Annotated in this window: 15 protein-coding genes; 8 read left to right on the top strand and 7 right to left on the bottom strand. The window is 53.9% G+C overall.

What is annotated here, in order from left to right; all coding sequences use genetic code 11:
• Positions 1 to 127: 127 nt before the first annotated feature.
• Positions 128 to 418, bottom strand: coding sequence for an MFS transporter (locus DCS96_RS03745; protein WP_198649909.1), 291 nt, complete (start codon positions 416 to 418; stop codon positions 128 to 130).
• Between the two features lie 481 nt (positions 419 to 899).
• Here DCS96_RS03745 and DCS96_RS03750 point away from each other — a divergent pair, with 481 nt between their 5' ends.
• From DCS96_RS03750 to DCS96_RS03765, 4 genes are all read left to right on the top strand, one after another.
• Entirely contained in the window at positions 900 to 2,135 is a 1,236-nt protein-coding gene (locus DCS96_RS03750) for an ABC transporter substrate-binding protein (protein ID WP_116473004.1), read from the top strand.
• Positions 2,136 to 2,208: 73 nt separating this feature from the next.
• Positions 2,209 to 3,270, top strand: coding sequence for a carbohydrate ABC transporter permease (locus DCS96_RS03755; RefSeq protein WP_116473005.1), 1,062 nt, complete (start codon positions 2,209 to 2,211; stop codon positions 3,268 to 3,270).
• A gap of 2 nt (positions 3,271 to 3,272) precedes the next feature.
• Positions 3,273 to 4,106, top strand: coding sequence for a carbohydrate ABC transporter permease (locus DCS96_RS03760; protein WP_116473006.1), 834 nt, complete (start codon positions 3,273 to 3,275; stop codon positions 4,104 to 4,106).
• Between the two features lie 90 nt (positions 4,107 to 4,196).
• Positions 4,197 to 5,171, top strand: a complete 975-nt coding sequence (locus DCS96_RS03765) for an ester cyclase (RefSeq protein ID WP_116473007.1) — start codon at positions 4,197 to 4,199, stop codon at positions 5,169 to 5,171.
• Between the two features lie 79 nt (positions 5,172 to 5,250).
• Here the strand turns inward: DCS96_RS03765 and DCS96_RS03770 are convergent, their stop codons facing one another.
• Complete coding sequence (locus tag DCS96_RS03770; protein ID WP_116473008.1) at positions 5,251 to 6,111, bottom strand: helix-turn-helix domain-containing protein; 861 nt, start codon at positions 6,109 to 6,111, stop codon at positions 5,251 to 5,253.
• A 325-nt stretch (positions 6,112 to 6,436) separates the two neighbouring features.
• Here DCS96_RS03770 and DCS96_RS03775 point away from each other — a divergent pair, with 325 nt between their 5' ends.
• From DCS96_RS03775 to DCS96_RS03785, 3 genes are all read left to right on the top strand, one after another.
• A complete protein-coding gene (locus DCS96_RS03775; RefSeq protein ID WP_116473009.1) occupies positions 6,437 to 6,970 on the top strand; it encodes an ester cyclase in 534 nt (177 codons plus the stop codon).
• A gap of 66 nt (positions 6,971 to 7,036) precedes the next feature.
• A complete protein-coding gene (locus tag DCS96_RS03780; RefSeq protein ID WP_116473010.1) occupies positions 7,037 to 8,074 on the top strand; it encodes an ester cyclase in 1,038 nt (345 codons plus the stop codon).
• A 275-nt stretch (positions 8,075 to 8,349) separates the two neighbouring features.
• A complete protein-coding gene (locus DCS96_RS03785) occupies positions 8,350 to 10,584 on the top strand; it encodes an NADP-dependent isocitrate dehydrogenase (protein ID WP_116473011.1) in 2,235 nt (744 codons plus the stop codon).
• A gap of 359 nt (positions 10,585 to 10,943) precedes the next feature.
• Here DCS96_RS03785 and DCS96_RS03790 read toward each other — a convergent pair whose 3' ends face one another.
• Together DCS96_RS03790 and DCS96_RS03795 are read right to left on the bottom strand one after the other, a co-directional pair.
• Positions 10,944 to 11,513: a LysR substrate-binding domain-containing protein gene (locus DCS96_RS03790; RefSeq protein WP_157953571.1), complete on the bottom strand. Its 570-nt coding sequence runs from the start codon at positions 11,511 to 11,513 to the stop codon at positions 10,944 to 10,946.
• Positions 11,514 to 11,557: 44 nt separating this feature from the next.
• The gene (locus DCS96_RS03795; protein ID WP_116473013.1) at positions 11,558 to 11,797 is read right to left on the bottom strand and encodes a LysR family transcriptional regulator; all 240 of its coding nucleotides are present in this window, start codon (positions 11,795 to 11,797) and stop codon (positions 11,558 to 11,560) included.
• Positions 11,798 to 12,010: 213 nt separating this feature from the next.
• Between DCS96_RS03795 and DCS96_RS03800 the strand changes: the two genes are divergently transcribed.
• On the top strand, positions 12,011 to 12,859 hold the full coding sequence (locus DCS96_RS03800; protein WP_198649910.1) for a M24 family metallopeptidase: 849 nt from the start codon (positions 12,011 to 12,013) through the stop codon (positions 12,857 to 12,859).
• A 292-nt stretch (positions 12,860 to 13,151) separates the two neighbouring features.
• Here the strand turns inward: DCS96_RS03800 and DCS96_RS03805 are convergent, their stop codons facing one another.
• The 3 genes from DCS96_RS03805 to lhpI form a co-directional block, all read right to left on the bottom strand.
• The gene (locus DCS96_RS03805; protein ID WP_116473014.1) at positions 13,152 to 14,390 is read right to left on the bottom strand and encodes a dicarboxylate/amino acid:cation symporter; all 1,239 of its coding nucleotides are present in this window, start codon (positions 14,388 to 14,390) and stop codon (positions 13,152 to 13,154) included.
• Between the two features lie 298 nt (positions 14,391 to 14,688).
• Positions 14,689 to 15,687, bottom strand: coding sequence for a proline racemase family protein (locus DCS96_RS03810; RefSeq protein WP_116473015.1), 999 nt, complete (start codon positions 15,685 to 15,687; stop codon positions 14,689 to 14,691).
• A gap of 136 nt (positions 15,688 to 15,823) precedes the next feature.
• Positions 15,824 to 16,783, bottom strand: a complete 960-nt coding sequence (lhpI, locus tag DCS96_RS03815) for a bifunctional Delta(1)-pyrroline-2-carboxylate/Delta(1)-piperideine-2-carboxylate reductase (RefSeq protein ID WP_116473016.1) — start codon at positions 16,781 to 16,783, stop codon at positions 15,824 to 15,826.
• Between the last annotated feature and the right edge of the window lie 141 nt (positions 16,784 to 16,924).

Here is a 16,924-nt window from a genome sequence, read left to right on the forward strand (position 1 = left end):
CTGGCCGGGATCGGCCAGAGGCAGCAGGAACTGCCCACACCCATGGCGGCATAGCTGTTGATCCTATGCAGCGATAGTATGCGCCCGCGGTTTTCGTTGCTGGCTCGTTCATTGAGCCAGCTTTCGGTCACCATCGACATGCCGGCCAGAAAAATCCTGACAGCATGCGCAGCGCGGTCCAGAGTATCGGTTCGATCATCAACACATGCAGCAGGGCGGTAACTGACAGGATGGATGCAAAGGCGGCATAGGCGCGGATATGGCCCACCACCACTACCACCTTTACCTCGAACAAGGCTCCCAGCAACATACCAAGGAATAAACCGGATTGGATAACGCCGGCGGTTTCCGTGGAGTAGCCCTCCAGGGTGATACGGATATCCAACAGGGTGTTAAACAGCGAGTTGGGTATCATCAACAAGCCATTGCTGATCAAGAAGGATGCGATGGATAGCAGTCTGTTACGTATGGGTAGGGCCTTGGCGCGGTTGTCTGTGACGGCAATGATGCTTTCTGCTTATCAGGGCTGGGGGACGGCGATAAATTACAAACTTATGGCATTCGTATTCACGTCTTGTCTATAACGAGTGTCAGCTATCTGCCCTACAGATAAACAGCTGTTATTTTCGTGTTTTAGAAGGGGTTGTCGATGCTATTTGTATCTGTTTTATAACTATAGGTCAGTCTATTTGACTGACTTTAACTAAAAACTCAATGTTGTGTTTTAGTTTTTGTATGGCTCTTGGGATGTTTTGTTACTTTTTATGTTGCAAGTAAGTTTATAGCCAGTGGAAATACTGTTGCATACGAAGTCATAAGGTGGCAATCTGTTGCCATACCCATCGTCAGCGGGGCAGTGGTGTGCTCGGGACGATAACCATCACGGAGGAAGGAACAAGATGAAGGTATTATCAGCACTTTTCATCAGCGGCGCCCTGTCACTGGCCCCATCACTGGCCTCGGCTGCTTGTCTTGTACAGGGATCGGGTGAAATCAATGTTATCAGCAACAGTTACCCGAGCACCGAAGTTATCTCTAGGGCAGTACAGGCCTGTCAGTCGGATCAGCTGGCCATTAGCTGGAAGCTGACGCGCGAAAGTGAAACGGAAACCAAGCAGGCGCTGGATGCCAAGGTGTCTCCCTACGATATTGCCCAGGTTTCCAATAGTTCCATTTCCCCCCTGCAGGCGGCAGGCATGCTGCAGCCCATGAATGATCTGGTCGAAAAATACCGCGACAAGTTCGGTATCCAGGACAGCATGCTGATCAAGTTTGGCGATGACATCATGGCGATTGCCTTCCAGGTCAATGCCCAGAACCTCTATTATCGTAAGGATGTGCTGGAAAAGTACGGTATTGCCGTACCAACCACCTATGAAGAGCTATTGGCTGCCGCCGAGATATTGAAGCGGGAAGAAGCCATTGAATATCCGCTGGGGGGGACCTATAAGGCCGGCTGGAACCTGGCTCAGGAGTTCGTCAACATCTATCTGGGGCTGGGAGGAGAGTTTTTTGAGTCCGGTAGCCCCAAGCCCGCTTTCAACAATGACAAGGGTGTACAGACGCTCGAGCTGATGAAGCGGCTGATCGGCTATATGTCACCCAATGCACTGGCACTGGATACCACGGCCGTGATGCAGCAGTTTCAACAGGGCAGTGTGGCCATGGCCAACTTCTGGGCCTCTCGTGCAGGCAAGATGGATGATCCTAACGAATCCCAGGTGGTGGGTCTGATTGATTTTGCGGCCGCCCCCGCCGCTACTGCCGGCGGTGCACCCGCGACCACCCTGTGGTGGGATGGATTAGTATTGCCGAAAAACATGGATGGTGATCGTGATCTGGCCTTTCAGCTGATCATGGAAGGGCTGCGGGATCAGGTGGTTGAAGCCAATAACGATGTGACCATCTGGCTGCACCCTGCCTATCAGGCGGGCCGTTATTCCATCGGGGTGGCTGAGTCGGCCCAGGGCGGTGCACCCTCCTTCCCCATGCTGCCGCAAATGACCATGGCCCATGCTGCCATCGGTAATAATATCGGCGACTTCCTGGTCGGCAATGAGAGTGCGCAAAAATCCCTGAAAGATGCCGAATCTGCCTATATCAAGGCTGCCAAGGAAGCGGGTTACCTTAAATAATTGTGACGTCGTACCCGGTTCCTGATGGCCGCTTCGCCTCGGGAACCTTTTATTTCGGTTATTGAGGTTTGTGATGAAATTTAAAACGTTTGCCTTATTTGTCGCGCCTTCGGTGCTGGCGATGTTACTGCTGATTGCAGTGCCACTGGCCGGGGTTGCCTATATCTCGGTATTTAATGCCTCGGTGCAGACAGAGCTGGTTGAAGTGACGACCAAGGTGCCGGTGTTTGCAGGCGTAGAGCGGGAAGTGACCAAGATGGTGCCCCAACCAGTGCTGGATGAACAGGGTAACCCCGTGCGTAACTGGGAATATGTCGGGATGGACAACATCAAGACCGTCGTCGATCCGGATGGTTTGTCGGGTGCCTTCACCCAGGAAGGGAGCGACCCCGAGTCATCTGGACGTTTTCTGGATAACCTGGCCGACATCTACTACGACATTGTTGACATCGACTTCTGGGGCGCACTCGAGTTTACCTTGCTGTACACTTTTGTGACCACGCCACTGGTGCTGTTACTGGGTTTTGCCCTGGCGATGACGGTTGATAATGCAGTCAAAAAAATGAAAGGGGTGGTGATCTTTGCCAGTCTGTTGCCCTTTATCGTTACCCCGCTGATCGGCTCCCTGTCCATCTATTGGCTGTTTCTCGATAACTCTGTGATCACCTCGCTGCTGCAGCAAATGGGGCTGGGCAAGATCTATTTTATGAAGGATGCCTTCACCATCCGCGCTCTGATCATCCTTTATGGTATCTGGCATGTGACGCCCTTCGCCTTCGTTATCTTCTATGCTGGCCTGCAGACGGTGAACAAGGATAGCCTGGAAGCCGCCGTGCTCGACGGTGCCAGCGCCTTTGACCGGGTGCGCTATATCATAGTGCCGCATCTTATGCCGCTGGTGGTGTTTGTGGCCATGATGCACATCATGGATGCTTATCGTATCTTCGAACCCGTGCTGGTGTTCGGCTCCAACCTGTTTGCCAACTCGCTGCAGTATCTGACCTTCTATACCCTCAACTTCGAGGATAACTTCAACAAGGCGGCTGCATCGTCGCTACTGACCGTGCTGGGTGTGGTGATCCTGTTGATCCCTGCCCTGACCAGAAACTGGCGTGAACACAAGAGGGGGTATTAATCATGAAAAGCCAATCAACTGCCTGGCATATATCGGGAAAGGTATTCCTGGCCTTGTGGGTACCGCTGTGTGCGTTTCCGTTCCTGTGGATGTTCATGATCTCGATACGGTCTCCGGTGGATGCCTTTGCCTTTCCGCCCAAGCTGTTTGCCGATGTAACCTTCGAGCACTTCTACCAGGTGTGGGTGGTCGACGGCTTCTGGCAAAACGCCTTGAGCTCGGTGATCGTAACCGTCGGTACTGTGGTGGTGTCATTGACCATCGGTTGCCTGGCAGGCTATGCGCTATCTCGTTATCGGGGGTCGGTCGGCTTCTGGCTGCTGATCATCGCCCTGGTGTTCCGCGCCTTGCCTCACGTGGTGTTGCTGACCTCCTATAAGCCGGCGTTTTTCGAACTGGGGATCTGGAACCGCTACGAAACCCTGATCATGGTGCTGGTGGCGATCAATCAGCCCTTTACCATCTGGATGCTGCGCTCGTTCTTTATGAATATTCCCAATGAGCTGGACGAAGCCGCGCTGGTGGATGGATGTGGGCGGATCCAGGCCTTCTTCCGGGTGATCATGCCGGTGATGTGGCCGGGGGTGATCACCACAGGGTTGTTCTCTTTCCTGCTGGGCTATAACGACTTCCTGATCACCAGTCAGCTGATGGACGGGGATCACATGACCATGACGGCGGCCTTGTCGAATTATATCTATTCGGACGAAAACCTGGCGAAGGTGCTGGAAGGGGTGGCAGGCGCCGTATCGGTCACCATTCCGCTGATCATTCTGGTGCTGGTGTTCCAGAAGCAGCTGGTATCCGGCCTGGTACAGGGTGCAGTCAAAGGCTGACGTACGATCAGCCGCCCGTTTGAATAACGTTAGCAGAGATGCCGGTCAAGGCAACCGACGTCTCTGCCGCAAACACAAGGAGCAGAGATAATGGCATTGCAAGGTTTTGAGTCCCGTTTTGACGACCTGACCGACTATATCATCAAGATCACCGAGGAAATCTGGGAAGGCCGGGGTATTGGTCTCATTGAGGATTATTACGGTGCCGATGCCCCGGTAAAAACCCCGGCCGGCGAAACCCGGGGTATCGAGAGCGTGATCCGTGGCACCCTGGAAACCCTGAAGATGTTTCCGGATCGCACCCTGCTGGGTGAAGATGTGGTCTGGTCGGAAGACGAGCCCGGTACCTATTATTCCTCACATCGTATTCGTTCGACCATGACCCATCTGGGGACCGGCAGCTTCGGACAGCCGACCGGGCGTAGCGTGGTTGCCAGGACCATTGCCGACTGCATCTGCCGCAACAACCAGATTGTCGACGAATGGCTGGTGCGCGATCAGGCAGCCATTGCCTTGCAGTTGGGCCTGGACCCACGGGAAATGGGCAGAGAGATTGCGAGGGCACTGAAGGCCAAGGGCGAATGGCCTTCGGCGGAGGAGCTGGTGCAACGTTGGTCCGGGGGCCCCCAGAGCGGTGAGCCGAGCGGCCAGGCCAAATGGCTGGTCGACACCTATAAGCAACTCTGGTCCGGGACCGCAATTAACCTGGTGCGGGAGCGCTATGACCGTGCCTACCTGGGTTATGGACCGGGCGATCAGGCGCTGCAGGGCTGGAATGGCCTGGAGCAGTTCCTGTTCGATTACTTGGGCGCCATACCTAACGGCCAGTTCAAGCTACATCACTGGATTGAGCGCAATGATCCCGGCATGCCGACCCGCATCTCCCTGCGCTGGAGCTATTCCGGCACCCACAGCGGGCACGGCCGTTTCGGCGCGCCGACCGGGGCCCCCCTGGTGATCATGGCAATCAGTCAGGCCGAACTGCGCAACGGCAAGATCTATGCAGAATGGCATATGATTGACGAGATCAACCTGTGGAGCCAGGTTGCCCTGGGTGAAGCGTGAATGACGGTTGGTCAGAACTCCTGATTGCGTAATAACAGGGCTCGGTGACATGTGCTACGTTACCGGGCCCAGGACGAAATCAGGCCTGGGAATAGAGAGCCTTCCTTATTTTATGCCGGTATTCCCGGGGGCTGTCACCGGTGGCATTCTTGAACCATTTGCTGAAATGAAACTGGTCACAAAAGCCAAGTGAGTCGGCGATGCCGGCGATCGGTAGTTCGCTGTGCACCAGCAGTGACATGGACTTATCCAGACGCTTTTGCGCTACATACTGGGCGGGCGGTTGGCCTAGCACGTCTTTGAACAGTTCGCTAAATCGGTTACGTGACAATGAGCAGAGTTCGGCCAGCCTGGTAACCCGAATGTTCTGATCCAGGTGCTCATCTATATAGGCCATGGCTGTGTGCAGCCGCTTTATCCTGAACAGTTGTTTATCTTTCCCTGGAATGGCGTTGGAGATACCCAGCAGCAGCTGTAAAAATTGATAGGCGCAGCTGTGTCGGCGGGCGACACCGGTCAGGTTGTTGTGTTGGTTGTTTTCGGTTGCCATGGCCAACTCGGCAGTGGCTCGCCCTATTAATGCGGCCTTGTCATCAGACACAGTTACCGGTATCCGGTAGTAAGAGAGCACATCAATCGTTCGGAACAGCGTGAAGTGCACATGCAGGCCATCTGCGGTGGTCGGCTCATCCACTGTGAGTTGATGTTGTATCCCGGCGGGGACCAGTAATACCTCTCCCGGACCCGCTCTGAAATGGGTGTGCGTTTCGTGTTGTGCCAGTACGCAGCCATAGGCACCTTCGGTAATGTGCAATACCACCCAATAGGGCAGGATGCGCCAGCCGGTATTGATGCAATGACTGCTCTGATAGGCAGACCAGTAGACGCGATAGTCCAGTTCATGTTCAAACAGTTGCGGGGTCTCTGTATGCAGATCCAAAGGTCCCTTCCTCTACGCCACGTGTAATTTCACTCCTACTATTACCATCTGTCATTTTTGTGGCAAGAGCATAAACACATATTTTGTTTTTATTTGATAACCTCTTGGTTTGTCTGTTTTATATGACTATATCGCTCATAAGGCGAAAAAATGTGTTTTTACGATGAATTATATCGGTTGTACGCCGATGTCAATGCTGTCGATAATGTTGGTTTGTGGTTGCTGTGGTGCAAATATACATATATTGGGTGCATCGAACCATACCCGTGAGTGATCCCGGTCGGTAGTCTTGACGGCATCATAAACAGGTGCGAATGGAGTAAAGATGAAAGGTTCTCGTCCCGAGCAGGCTACCCTGACCAAAGATAATGATTTAAGCAAAACCCAGGAAACCCTGGCGGCCATCGATGCCATGGTCGATGGATTGAACGACCACGATATCGACAACATGGGCCGTTTTTTCAGTGAATCTTTCCGCTGGATGGGCAATGCCGGCTGCGGGTTCAAACAGGGGTTAAAGGAATTCCAGGACAACTGGCAACGGCCGTTTCAGGCTGCCTTTTCCGACAAGGTCTGCATTGATGAGGCGCGCATTACCCAGGGGGAATGGTGTGCGGCCTTCGGTCGCCAGGAAGCGGTGCATTCCGGACCTTTCATGGGGATAGCGCCGACCGGCAAGCGGGTAGAAATTCGCTATATGGATTTCTGGAAGGTAGTGGACGGCAAGATAGTCGATAACTGGGTGATGGTCGATTTCCCCTATGTGATGCAACAGCTGGGGGTAGACCCGTTTAACGGTCATGGCTGGGATCAACGCGACAGCGGTCGCATGCCGGTGCAAAACGGCGAAGAGGCATAAGCGATTCATTGATAGGGACTGGGTGCGGCAGGTTCGCACCCATACGCTGTTATTGTGGGGAAAACCATGAACCTGGACATTCATTGTCACAATAAAACCATCATCAATCGATTTCGTGCGGCATTATATGATTGCGATCCCGGCACCCTACGTGAGCAGCTGCACGAGCTGTTTGCCAGTGACTGCAAGGTTCAGCTGGCCCATCCCCTGGGGGAAGTGACGGGGCCGGATGGGCTATATCAGGTCGGTTACGCGCCTTTGATGGCGGCGATCCCGGATCTGGAGCGCCGGGACTATATTGTGCTGGCGGGCCCGGATGAAGAGCATAACTGGGTCGGGTGCGGCGGTTTTTACACCGGTGTGTTTGAACAGTCCTGGCTGGATATTCCGGCTACTCGGCTGCTTGTTACCCTGCGTTATGCCGAGTTTTTCCGTATTGAAGATGACCGAATTGTCGAGATGGTGGCACTCTGGGACATACCTGAGCTGATGATGCAGGCTCGCGCCTGGCCGATGGGGCCCAGCCTGGGGCGAGAGCTGTTGGTGCCGGGTCCGGCAGTTCAGGACGGCATAGTGACCGCCCCCTATAATGCGGCGCAGGCGGCGGCCAGCTTCAGGCTGGTGGATAATATGCTTAACGGTCTGCAGGAGCATGCGGTGGGTGGAGAAAAGGCCATGGGGCTTGAGCGTTACTGGCACCCGAAAATGGTCTGGTACGGCCCGGCGGGCATCGGCTCCTGTCGGCGCATATCGGGATTCCGCAACTGGCACCAGATCCCGTTTCTGGCAGGCATGCCGGACAGGGTCAGCTGCCTGGGCAAGCACGAGCGCAAGGCCTATTTCGCCGATGCCAATTATGTGGCCTACTGTGGCTGGCCGGGTCTGAACGCCACCATCAGTGGCGATGGCTGGCTTGGTATTGCCCCTTCCGGCCAGAAGGTCACCATCCGTAGCCTGGATTTCTGGCGTATTGAGAATGACAAAATACGTGAAAACTGGGTACTGGTTGATCTGCTGGATGTTTATCACCAGGTTGGGGTGGATGTACTGGCACGCATGCGTGCGTTGACCCATGATAGGCAAGCGGCTCCGCCGCTGTTATAAGCATCCGGATAGATAGGTAAGGCAGGTTACGGCAGGAGACAAGGGCTCTCCTTGCCACCTGCCGATGGGGTTATTCCGCTGATATAGCCCGCATCTGGGGGAAATTATGGTCATTTAGTCGAAAAATGCGACTAATTACTTAAAGTTGGGGCCCCAAATGTCATATAATGCGCGCCGGAAATTCAATCCATCGGCTGCAGCCTGCATTAATGCCGACCACAAGTCGTTGCAACGCTGAGCCGTTGGCTCCCCAGCCGTATTAATTAGGGAAAATAATGACGACTCAAAAAGCTACCATCGTCTATACACTGACCGACGAAGCCCCCGCACTTGCCACCTATTCCTTGTTGCCTATCGTACGTACCTTTACCAGTGTCGCTGGTATCGATGTGACCCTCAGCGATATCTCCCTGGCCGCCCGTATCCTGGCCGCCTTTCCCGAGCGTTTGAGCGAAGAGCAACGGGTCGTAGACGGCCTGGCCGAACTGGGCGAACTGACCCAGGATCCGCACGCCAATATCATCAAGCTGCCGAACATCAGTGCCTCCGTGCCCCAGCTGCGTGCCTGTGTTGCCGAGCTGCAGGCCCAGGGTTACGATATTCCCGACTTTCCGGAAGAGCCGAAAACCGCCGAAGAAAAAGCCATTCGAGAAAACTACTCCAAGATCCTCGGCAGCGCGGTGAACCCGGTTCTGCGCCAGGGCAACTCCGACCGTCGCGCCCCTGCAGCGGTCAAGGCCTTTGCACGCAAGTATCCTCATTCCATGGGCCAGTGGAGCAAGGCATCCCGTTCCCACGCCGATTACATGAACGGCGGCGACTTCTTCTCCAGCGAACAGTCCGTCACCAGCACCAAGGCCCAGACGGTGCGCATCGAGTTCGTTAACAAGGCGGGCCAGTCCGAGCTGAAGAAAGAGCTGCCCCTGGAAGCCGGCGAAGTGCTGGACAGCATGTACATGAGCAGCAAGGCGCTGTGTGACTTTTTCGAAGGCACCCTGAAAGACGCAAAAGAGTCTGGCGTTATGTGGTCGCTGCACGTCAAGGCCACCATGATGAAGGTGTCTCACCCCATCGTATTCGGTCACGCCGTCAAGGTGTTCTACCGTGACGTATTCGAGAAATACGGTGCACTGTTCGACGAGTTGGGTGTGAACCCGAATAACGGCCTGAGCAGCGTCTATGACAAGATCAAGTCACTGCCCCAGTCTACCCAGGAAGAAATCGAGCGGGCCATTCACGACTGCTATGAGAACCGTCCCGAGCTGGCGATGGTCGACTCGGTCAAGGGGATTACCAACCTGCACATTCCCAGCGACGTGATCGTCGATGCCTCCATGCCGGCGATGATCCGCACCTCTGGCCAGATGTGGGGCCGTGACGGCAAGCCGAAGGATGCCAAGGCGGTGATGCCGGAAAGCACCTATGCCCGCATCTACCAGGAGATGATCAACTTCTGCAAGACCAACGGCGCCTTCGATCCGCGCACCATGGGCACGGTACCGAACGTGGGCCTGATGGCGATGAAGGCCGAGGAATACGGCTCCCACGACAAGACCTTCGAGCAGACCGAAGACGGCACCATGCGTGTGGTCGCGGCCGACGGCACCGTGCTGATGCAGCACGAGGTAGAGAAGGGCGACATCTGGCGCGCCTGCCAGACCAAGGATGCGGCCATTCGTGACTGGGTCAAGCTGGGCGTCACCCGTGCCCGCAACTCCAATACGCCGGCGGTGTTCTGGCTGGACGAGGAGCGCGCCCACGACAATGAACTGCGCAAGAAGGTCGAAGCTTACCTGCAGGAGCACGATCTGAGCGGCCTGGATATCCGTATCATGTCCTACAACGAGGCCATCCGCTTCTCCATGGAGCGCATGAAGCGTGGTCTGGATACCATTTCCGTGACCGGTAACGTGCTGCGCGACTACCTGACCGACCTGTTCCCCATCATGGAGCTGGGCACGTCCGCCAAGATGTTGTCCATCGTGCCCATGCTGGCCGGTGGCGGCATGTACGAAACCGGTGCCGGCGGCTCTGCGCCCAAGCATGTGCAGCAGCTGATGGAGGAAAACCACCTGCGCTGGGATTCCCTGGGCGAGTTCCTGGCCCTGTCGGTTTCCCTGGAAGAGCTGGGTATCAAGGAAGGCAACGCCCGTGCCAAGATCCTGGCCAAGTGCCTGGACAAAGCCACCGAACTGTTGCTGGACAACGGTAAGTCACCGTCGCGCAAGGCGGGCGAGCTGGACAACCGTGGCAGCCACTTCTATCTGAGCCTGTACTGGGCCCGCGAGCTGGCGGCCCAGACCGACGACGCCGAACTGGCCGCTCATTTCGCGCCGCTGGCCCAGGCCCTGGGCGAAAAGGAAGCGCAGATCGTCGCCGAGCTGAACGGGGTACAGGGCCAGCCGGCCACCGAGCTGAAAGGCTACTACCACTTCGAGCCCGCCGCGGTCGAGAAGGTGATGCGCCCGAGCGCCACCCTCAACACTCTGCTGGCCAGCGTTAACGGCTAAGCCCGACGCATCCTCGAACTAGAGGACAAAAAAAGCCCGGTGCCGTTATGCGGCCCGGGCTTTTTTGCGGCTGCGCTACATAGGGCAGGGGGAGCGCTCCCACAGCAAACCCGGTATCCTGAATATGGCCCCGCCTTGTGGGGCCGCGACCTCGCGGCGATATGGCTGCCAGGCCAGCCAGCAGCTTCAACTGTCTTCAGGCTGATGGCAGCTGGCTTGCCGCTCCCACCATAAACCACCTCCCGCATATGGTCATGGGGCCAGCTTGGATCTCTCAGGGCCTATAGTTGACCAACCACTGGTATATCAGGCGTACTTCATCGCTCATCGCTCATCGCTCATCGCTCATCGCTCATCGCTTATTGCTCATTGGCTGCCAGGTAATAGCTGCGTCCCGAGTGCATGCTGAAATCGGCCAGCCGGACCAGGGCGCCGTTTTTCAGCTTGTTGTCCAGCAGGTATCGGCTTCCCAGCGTCACGCCCAGGCCCCGTTCCGCCGCGTCGAGCAGTACTATGTAGTTATTGAAATAGCGACTGATCTTTAGTTCCGGGGTATCAAGGTTCAGGGCGTCAAACCAGACTCGCCAGTTAATCCAGTTAGGCTCGAGCCTTTCGTAATCGAGCAGGGTATGCGCCAAGAGCGCTTCAGGACCGGCATCATTAAAGGAGTGCCGGCGCAGGTAATCGGGATTGGCCACTGGAAACAACTCTTCGACAAACAGTTCGTTTATGCTCCAGCCGGGGCGGCTGCCGGTATCATAGGCGATGGCCAGGTTGACCTCATTATTGAACAGGTCGGGCGTATGATCCGAGAAGATAACCCGTATGTTCAGGGATGAATTTGAATGTTGACGGTAGAAGTCATGGATGGCCCCACTCAACCAGTAATGGGACACGGCGGTGTTGGCTGCGACCGTCACGGTACGCACCGATCCAACCTCGGTCAGCTCCTCGACGGCGTCGGCCAGGTAATTCAGAGAGTGCTCACCTTATGCAGCAGTTTTTCTCCTCGACTGGAGAGGCTGACCTTTCGACCATGACGTTCGAACAGCGCGAATTCAAAATGCTGCTCCAGAAATTTTATCTGTTTGCTGACCGCGGCCTGGGTCACATGCAGCTCTTTGGCTGCCCGGGTAAAACTCAGGGTACGAGCTGCCGCTTCGAACACCATCAGGCTGTTCAATGGTGACAGGCGATGCCTCAGACTCTTCATAACCAAAAGTTATCCATTTTGATGAAAAACCAGCGTATATACAGCAATTATCGCGCCCTATACTCATTTACGGCTCGTTTAGACATGCTTAGCCCCCGGTTTTAATAGATGACTATAACCTGACTGTTGGTTCATAAGTACAGGTTATTTAATTGTCCGTACTAGTAAGAGACCTCTCGGAGGTTTATCAGCGACAGCGTGCAGGAGATATAAATGGCGATTCTTGATTGGCATGGCGAACGGAGTGACCTTTCTGGTATTCAGTTACTGGACCATGCACCGGAAAGCCTGAATGTCGATCTCGGGGCGGTACGACGCTACCGTCTGGGTCGGGTCCGCGCCGAGATGCAGAAACGGGATATAGGGGCACTGATCATTTCTGATCCGGTCAATATTCGCTATGCCTGCGGGGCGCGCAACATGCAGATTTTTTGTGCCCGCAATACGCCGCCCCGCTATCTGCGGGCGACTGAAGTGGTGGTCGGCAAGTTACGTGATGCCATCCGTCCCGGTATCACTGAAAACGAGCTGTGGTCTGTGCTGCATCAATCGGTTATCGCGCAAAATGGCGACTATTGTGAAACCCGCCTGTTGAGTTCCGATCAGTGTACCAATCCCTGGTTCCAGGAAACCGCCAGCAATATAATCGGGGAAAACGAGCTGATCGCCCTCGATACCGATGTGGTCGGCTGTCATGGCTATTATTCGGATTTTTCCCGCACCTTCCATTTCGGTCCCGGCAAACCAACGGAGCAGCAACGCACCCTGTACAAGGTGGCGTATGAACAGGTGCGCAACAACCTGGATATTATCCGTCCCGGTATGAGCTTCCGTGAATACTCGGAAAAGGCCTGGAATATCCCGGAAAAATACCATGCCAACCGTTATTACTTGTCGGCTCACGGCGTAGGCATGACAGGAGAATACCCTTATCTGTACCATCATGCGGACTATCTCGATGCGGGCTACGACGGGGATATCTTGCCCGGCATGACGCTTTGTGTAGAAAGCTATATCTGTGAACAGGGGGGAGCGAAGGCGTCAAGCTGGAGGAGCAGATAGTGGTGACCGAAACCGGTATCGAGATCCTGTCGCGATTCCCCTTTGAGGAGGAGCTGCTGAAGTAACAGTTATATCATCGGTCTGGAGTGGCCCCGGCCATCACCATACCCGTGACGCCAGCCCCATGGATGGGAAAATACTTAAGGAGAGAGGCTCGTTTTATGAACAAATCGAGCGAGTTGTAGTGGTCTAATGATCCCGGACACCAATTTAAGGTGGTAAAATCACCACAAAAAACAAGAGGCCTCCCATTGATGGCCCCTTCCTTATATAGATATCCTACATTTTTTGATCAGCTGGGGACTGCCGCTTCCAGCTCGGCGCTTTTTTCTTCGGCGTCAGCCACGAGACGGGTAGCGACCAGATCGCCTGTAATATTGCAGACGGTATGTCCCATATCCAGCAAGGGAGAAAGCGCGGCAATGATGGGCAATAACGTTAATGGGAAGCCCAAGGTTGTCAGCAGGACAGACGCCATCACAATATCGGCTCCCTTGGTTCCCGCTGTTCCGGCCGCCAGGAAGATCCCAAGAAATATCGTCGTCGCCAGGAAGGCCATGGTGATGGGGGTACCATGAACATTCGCAGCAAACACGGCAATCACTCCCAATACCACAGACATACCATTCATATTCACCGTGGCGCCCAGTGGCAGGGTAAAGCCATAGATACGTTCAGAAATCTTCATTTCATCACGCGCCACTGCAATGGTAGCGGGGAGTGTGGCGCCACTCGAGGTTGTGCTCGCTGCAACCAGCATGGCAGAACTACACTGCTTGTAAAATTTTAGCGGCGAGGTACGGGTCATAGAGAGGATGAGTGCCGGATAAACAACCAGCAGGATGACGGCTAGCCCACTAATATCCGCGATGACGTAGCGCAGCGCCTGTATGAGAAAATCGCTGCCAAAGCTGCCGCTGGCATTGGCCATAAGCGCAAAAATACCATAAGGGGCCAGGGTGACGACCAGTTCTGCCATACGAATACTAAGTTCGGAGCCACGCTGAAATAAAGTGACCAACGGTTTGCCGCGCTCTCCCAGCGAGACCAGCGCCAGCCCCATAATGATCGAAAAGATAATAATTTGCAGCATGCTACCTTCGGCCATTGCTGCAATAGGGTTGTTGGGAACCCACTGAACCAGATTATCGATGAAACTGAAGCCGGCTGTGGGATCGGCTGCCTCGACTACAGCATTCATCCCATCTAGCGCTGTACTGCTTTTTCCCGGGCTCAGTAATAACGCCATACTAACGCCAATTAATGTTGCGAAGAAAGCAGTCAGACAATAGAAGGAAACAGTTTTAAACCCCACTGTCTTGAGTTTTTCCATACTTTCCAGCTGAGTGATACCGGCTACCAAGCTAAAAAATACCAATGGAACAATAACGGTCTGTAATAGGCGGATAAAGATTTCACCAATTGGAGACAGCAGTGTTGCATTTTCTCCGCCAATAATGCCTACGCTGATACCCAGCACCGCACCAATTAGTATTTTTATGTAGAGTTTCTGTTTTTTCCACCAAGCCATAATAATTCCCTCTGATAACTGTTATTTTAGTGGCAGTAGTATTAACCCGACGGCCATCCGAGTCGGATTTAATCCCAGTATCCATACACATTTAAAATCCGCAGGTTGTAATTAAAAAGCCTGCTGAATCAATATTTTTATTTTTTAATTAAATGGCTGAGATAAATGCCACACCATTTTGAAATAGTGATCAGGACCGGTCACCCGACGGGGTGCAGGCCGCAAGTCGGGTGACCGAACATCCGTTTAAAGCAAGCCTATAGGCCGTTAAACAGATTTCAAGTAAATAACATGTAAGTTACCGGCATAAAAATCCTTTTCCTAACTCATCACCTTCATCATAGAAAAAACTTGAACGGCCCGTGTAGAAACCTTTACCTGAGACTTTGACATGGACAGCATTATAGCCTTCCAGGTTAGCTATGGAATGCACTTCGGCTAAAAACTCTGAATCAACAATGCTTTTAAATTTTGCTTTCTCACCAATCTGATAAATATCTCTTGCATATGCTTGTGCCATACGAGCAGTGACACCTGAACCGGTGGGGCTACGGTCAACTTGTGCATCGGCAAAAACACAAATGTTTTTAGAATACTTCTTTGACGTAAGGTTGCTGTCTGTAATGATGGTCCCATACAGGAATGCCAAATCATCACTGTCTGGGTGAGTTAACTTAAGCTGTTCTTTGGCCTTCTGGGTTACAATGTCTGCAGCGTTGGTTAGTTTTTCAACACTATCTTGTTCTATATTTAAACCAAGCTGATGGTCTTCTACCAGCGCGTAAAATGCACCACCATAGCTAATATCAACCTTTATATTGTGTCCGTTGTCGATCTCAATCTCTTGATTCAATAGCAGCGCAAATGCAGGAACACTAATGAATGATGCTTCAGAAGTGGCTGAATCAACCTCTACTTGTACTAAACCACAAGGACATTCAATATTTACGGTGGTTTTAGGGAATTGTTGCTCGACGATTCCCTCATCAATAGCATAACGACCTAATGCGATCACAGCGTGACCACACATTGTGCTGTACCCTTTATTGTGCAGAAAAAGAACAGCCAGATCAGCTTCAGGTAAACTGGGCTCGACTAAAAGAGCCCCATACATTTCTTTATGGCCTCGTGGCTCAAACATCAAGAATTTTCTCAAATGATCAAGATGTTGAGTGACATATCGTCTTTTTTCAAGAATAGTATCGCCTTCAATATGAGGGTAACCATTAGTGATGATCCGAAGGGGTTCACCACCAGTGTGCATGTCAACTACATCGATTCGTGGATAATTTTCCATTACGTCACCATTTATGGTTGGTTTAATTTTAATCAAAGGCTTCTACTACTAAATCTTCGACAGGAGATCCCACAGTTTAAAAACAGCAATACAATATTCTGGTGGGTATTTGAAGCATCACGTTATGTTTTCCGTCTTAAGGATTCTTGCTGCGCTGGTACGCCAGTACCGCCGCCGCCAGATCTTCAATGGAAGCGCCGACAGATTTGAACAGGGTGATAGCTTGTTCGGGTTCGGCAAGTTCGGCACGGCCCCGGTGGGTGCCTCGGCACAGCTCGGGCAGCTCGGCCAGCACATCGCTTTTATCGATTACGCCCTGCTGCAGGGGAATGAGCAGCTCTCCGGTTTCGCTCAGGGCGCCGGCCCGGGTATCGACAAAAATATGGCTGCGACGCAGTGCCTCATCATCCGCTTCGCGCATGAAGGGGGTAAAACTGCCGACCAGATCGAGGTGGCATCCCGGGCTCAGCCATTCCCCCTTGAGGATGGGGGTTTCGGCCATGGTGGCACAGCTGATGATATCCATCCGGGCGGCGATCTCGGGCAAGTCCTGCTCGCCGGCAACCTGGATGTCGATGTTCAGCTCTCGGCATTCCGTCACCAGTTTGGCCGCCGCGGCCGGATTTCGTGCCCAGACCCACACCTGAGTGATGGGGCGGACGGCCATATGAGCCTGGATCAGACGCCGAGCCATGCGGCCGGCGCCCATGACCAACAGCTTGCCTGCATGTGGCCTGGCCAGGTAACGGGCCGCCAGGGCGGATGCAGCGGCGGTGCGGCGGGCGGTCAGCTCGTTGCCTTCCAGTTGGGCCAGGGGCTGGCCGGTTTTGCCACAGTTAAGCAGGTAATGGCTGTTCAGGCCCGGCAGATTGAAGCGGCTGTTGCCGGGGAAGACGTTGACCTGCTTGATCCCCAGGTACTCGTTTTCGATCCAGGCGGGCATCAGCAACAGTGTCGCCTGCGGCGCTCCGGGTACATTGATGAAATGGTGATGGCGTACCGGAGAATGGACTTCCTTGGTGAACATGGTGGCCAGCTGTTCGATAAGGGCGTTCCAGGGCAGGGCGTCGATCACTTGCTGCGCGTTCAGTTGCATGGCTTACCTCGGCTTTAGGGATATAGTGTCATGCTAGCCAGAGACGTTGGTAAAGAATTGGCAGAGGCTATCAAGTACTTGTTTCAGACTACCAAGATCAGCCTTTGTTACCCGCAGCTGTCGAATAGGTGAAGCTTAGAT

The sequence above is a fragment of the Zobellella maritima genome (genome assembly GCF_003075035.1).
In the GTDB taxonomy this organism is placed as follows: domain Bacteria; phylum Pseudomonadota; class Gammaproteobacteria; order Enterobacterales; family Aeromonadaceae; genus Oceanimonas; species Oceanimonas maritima.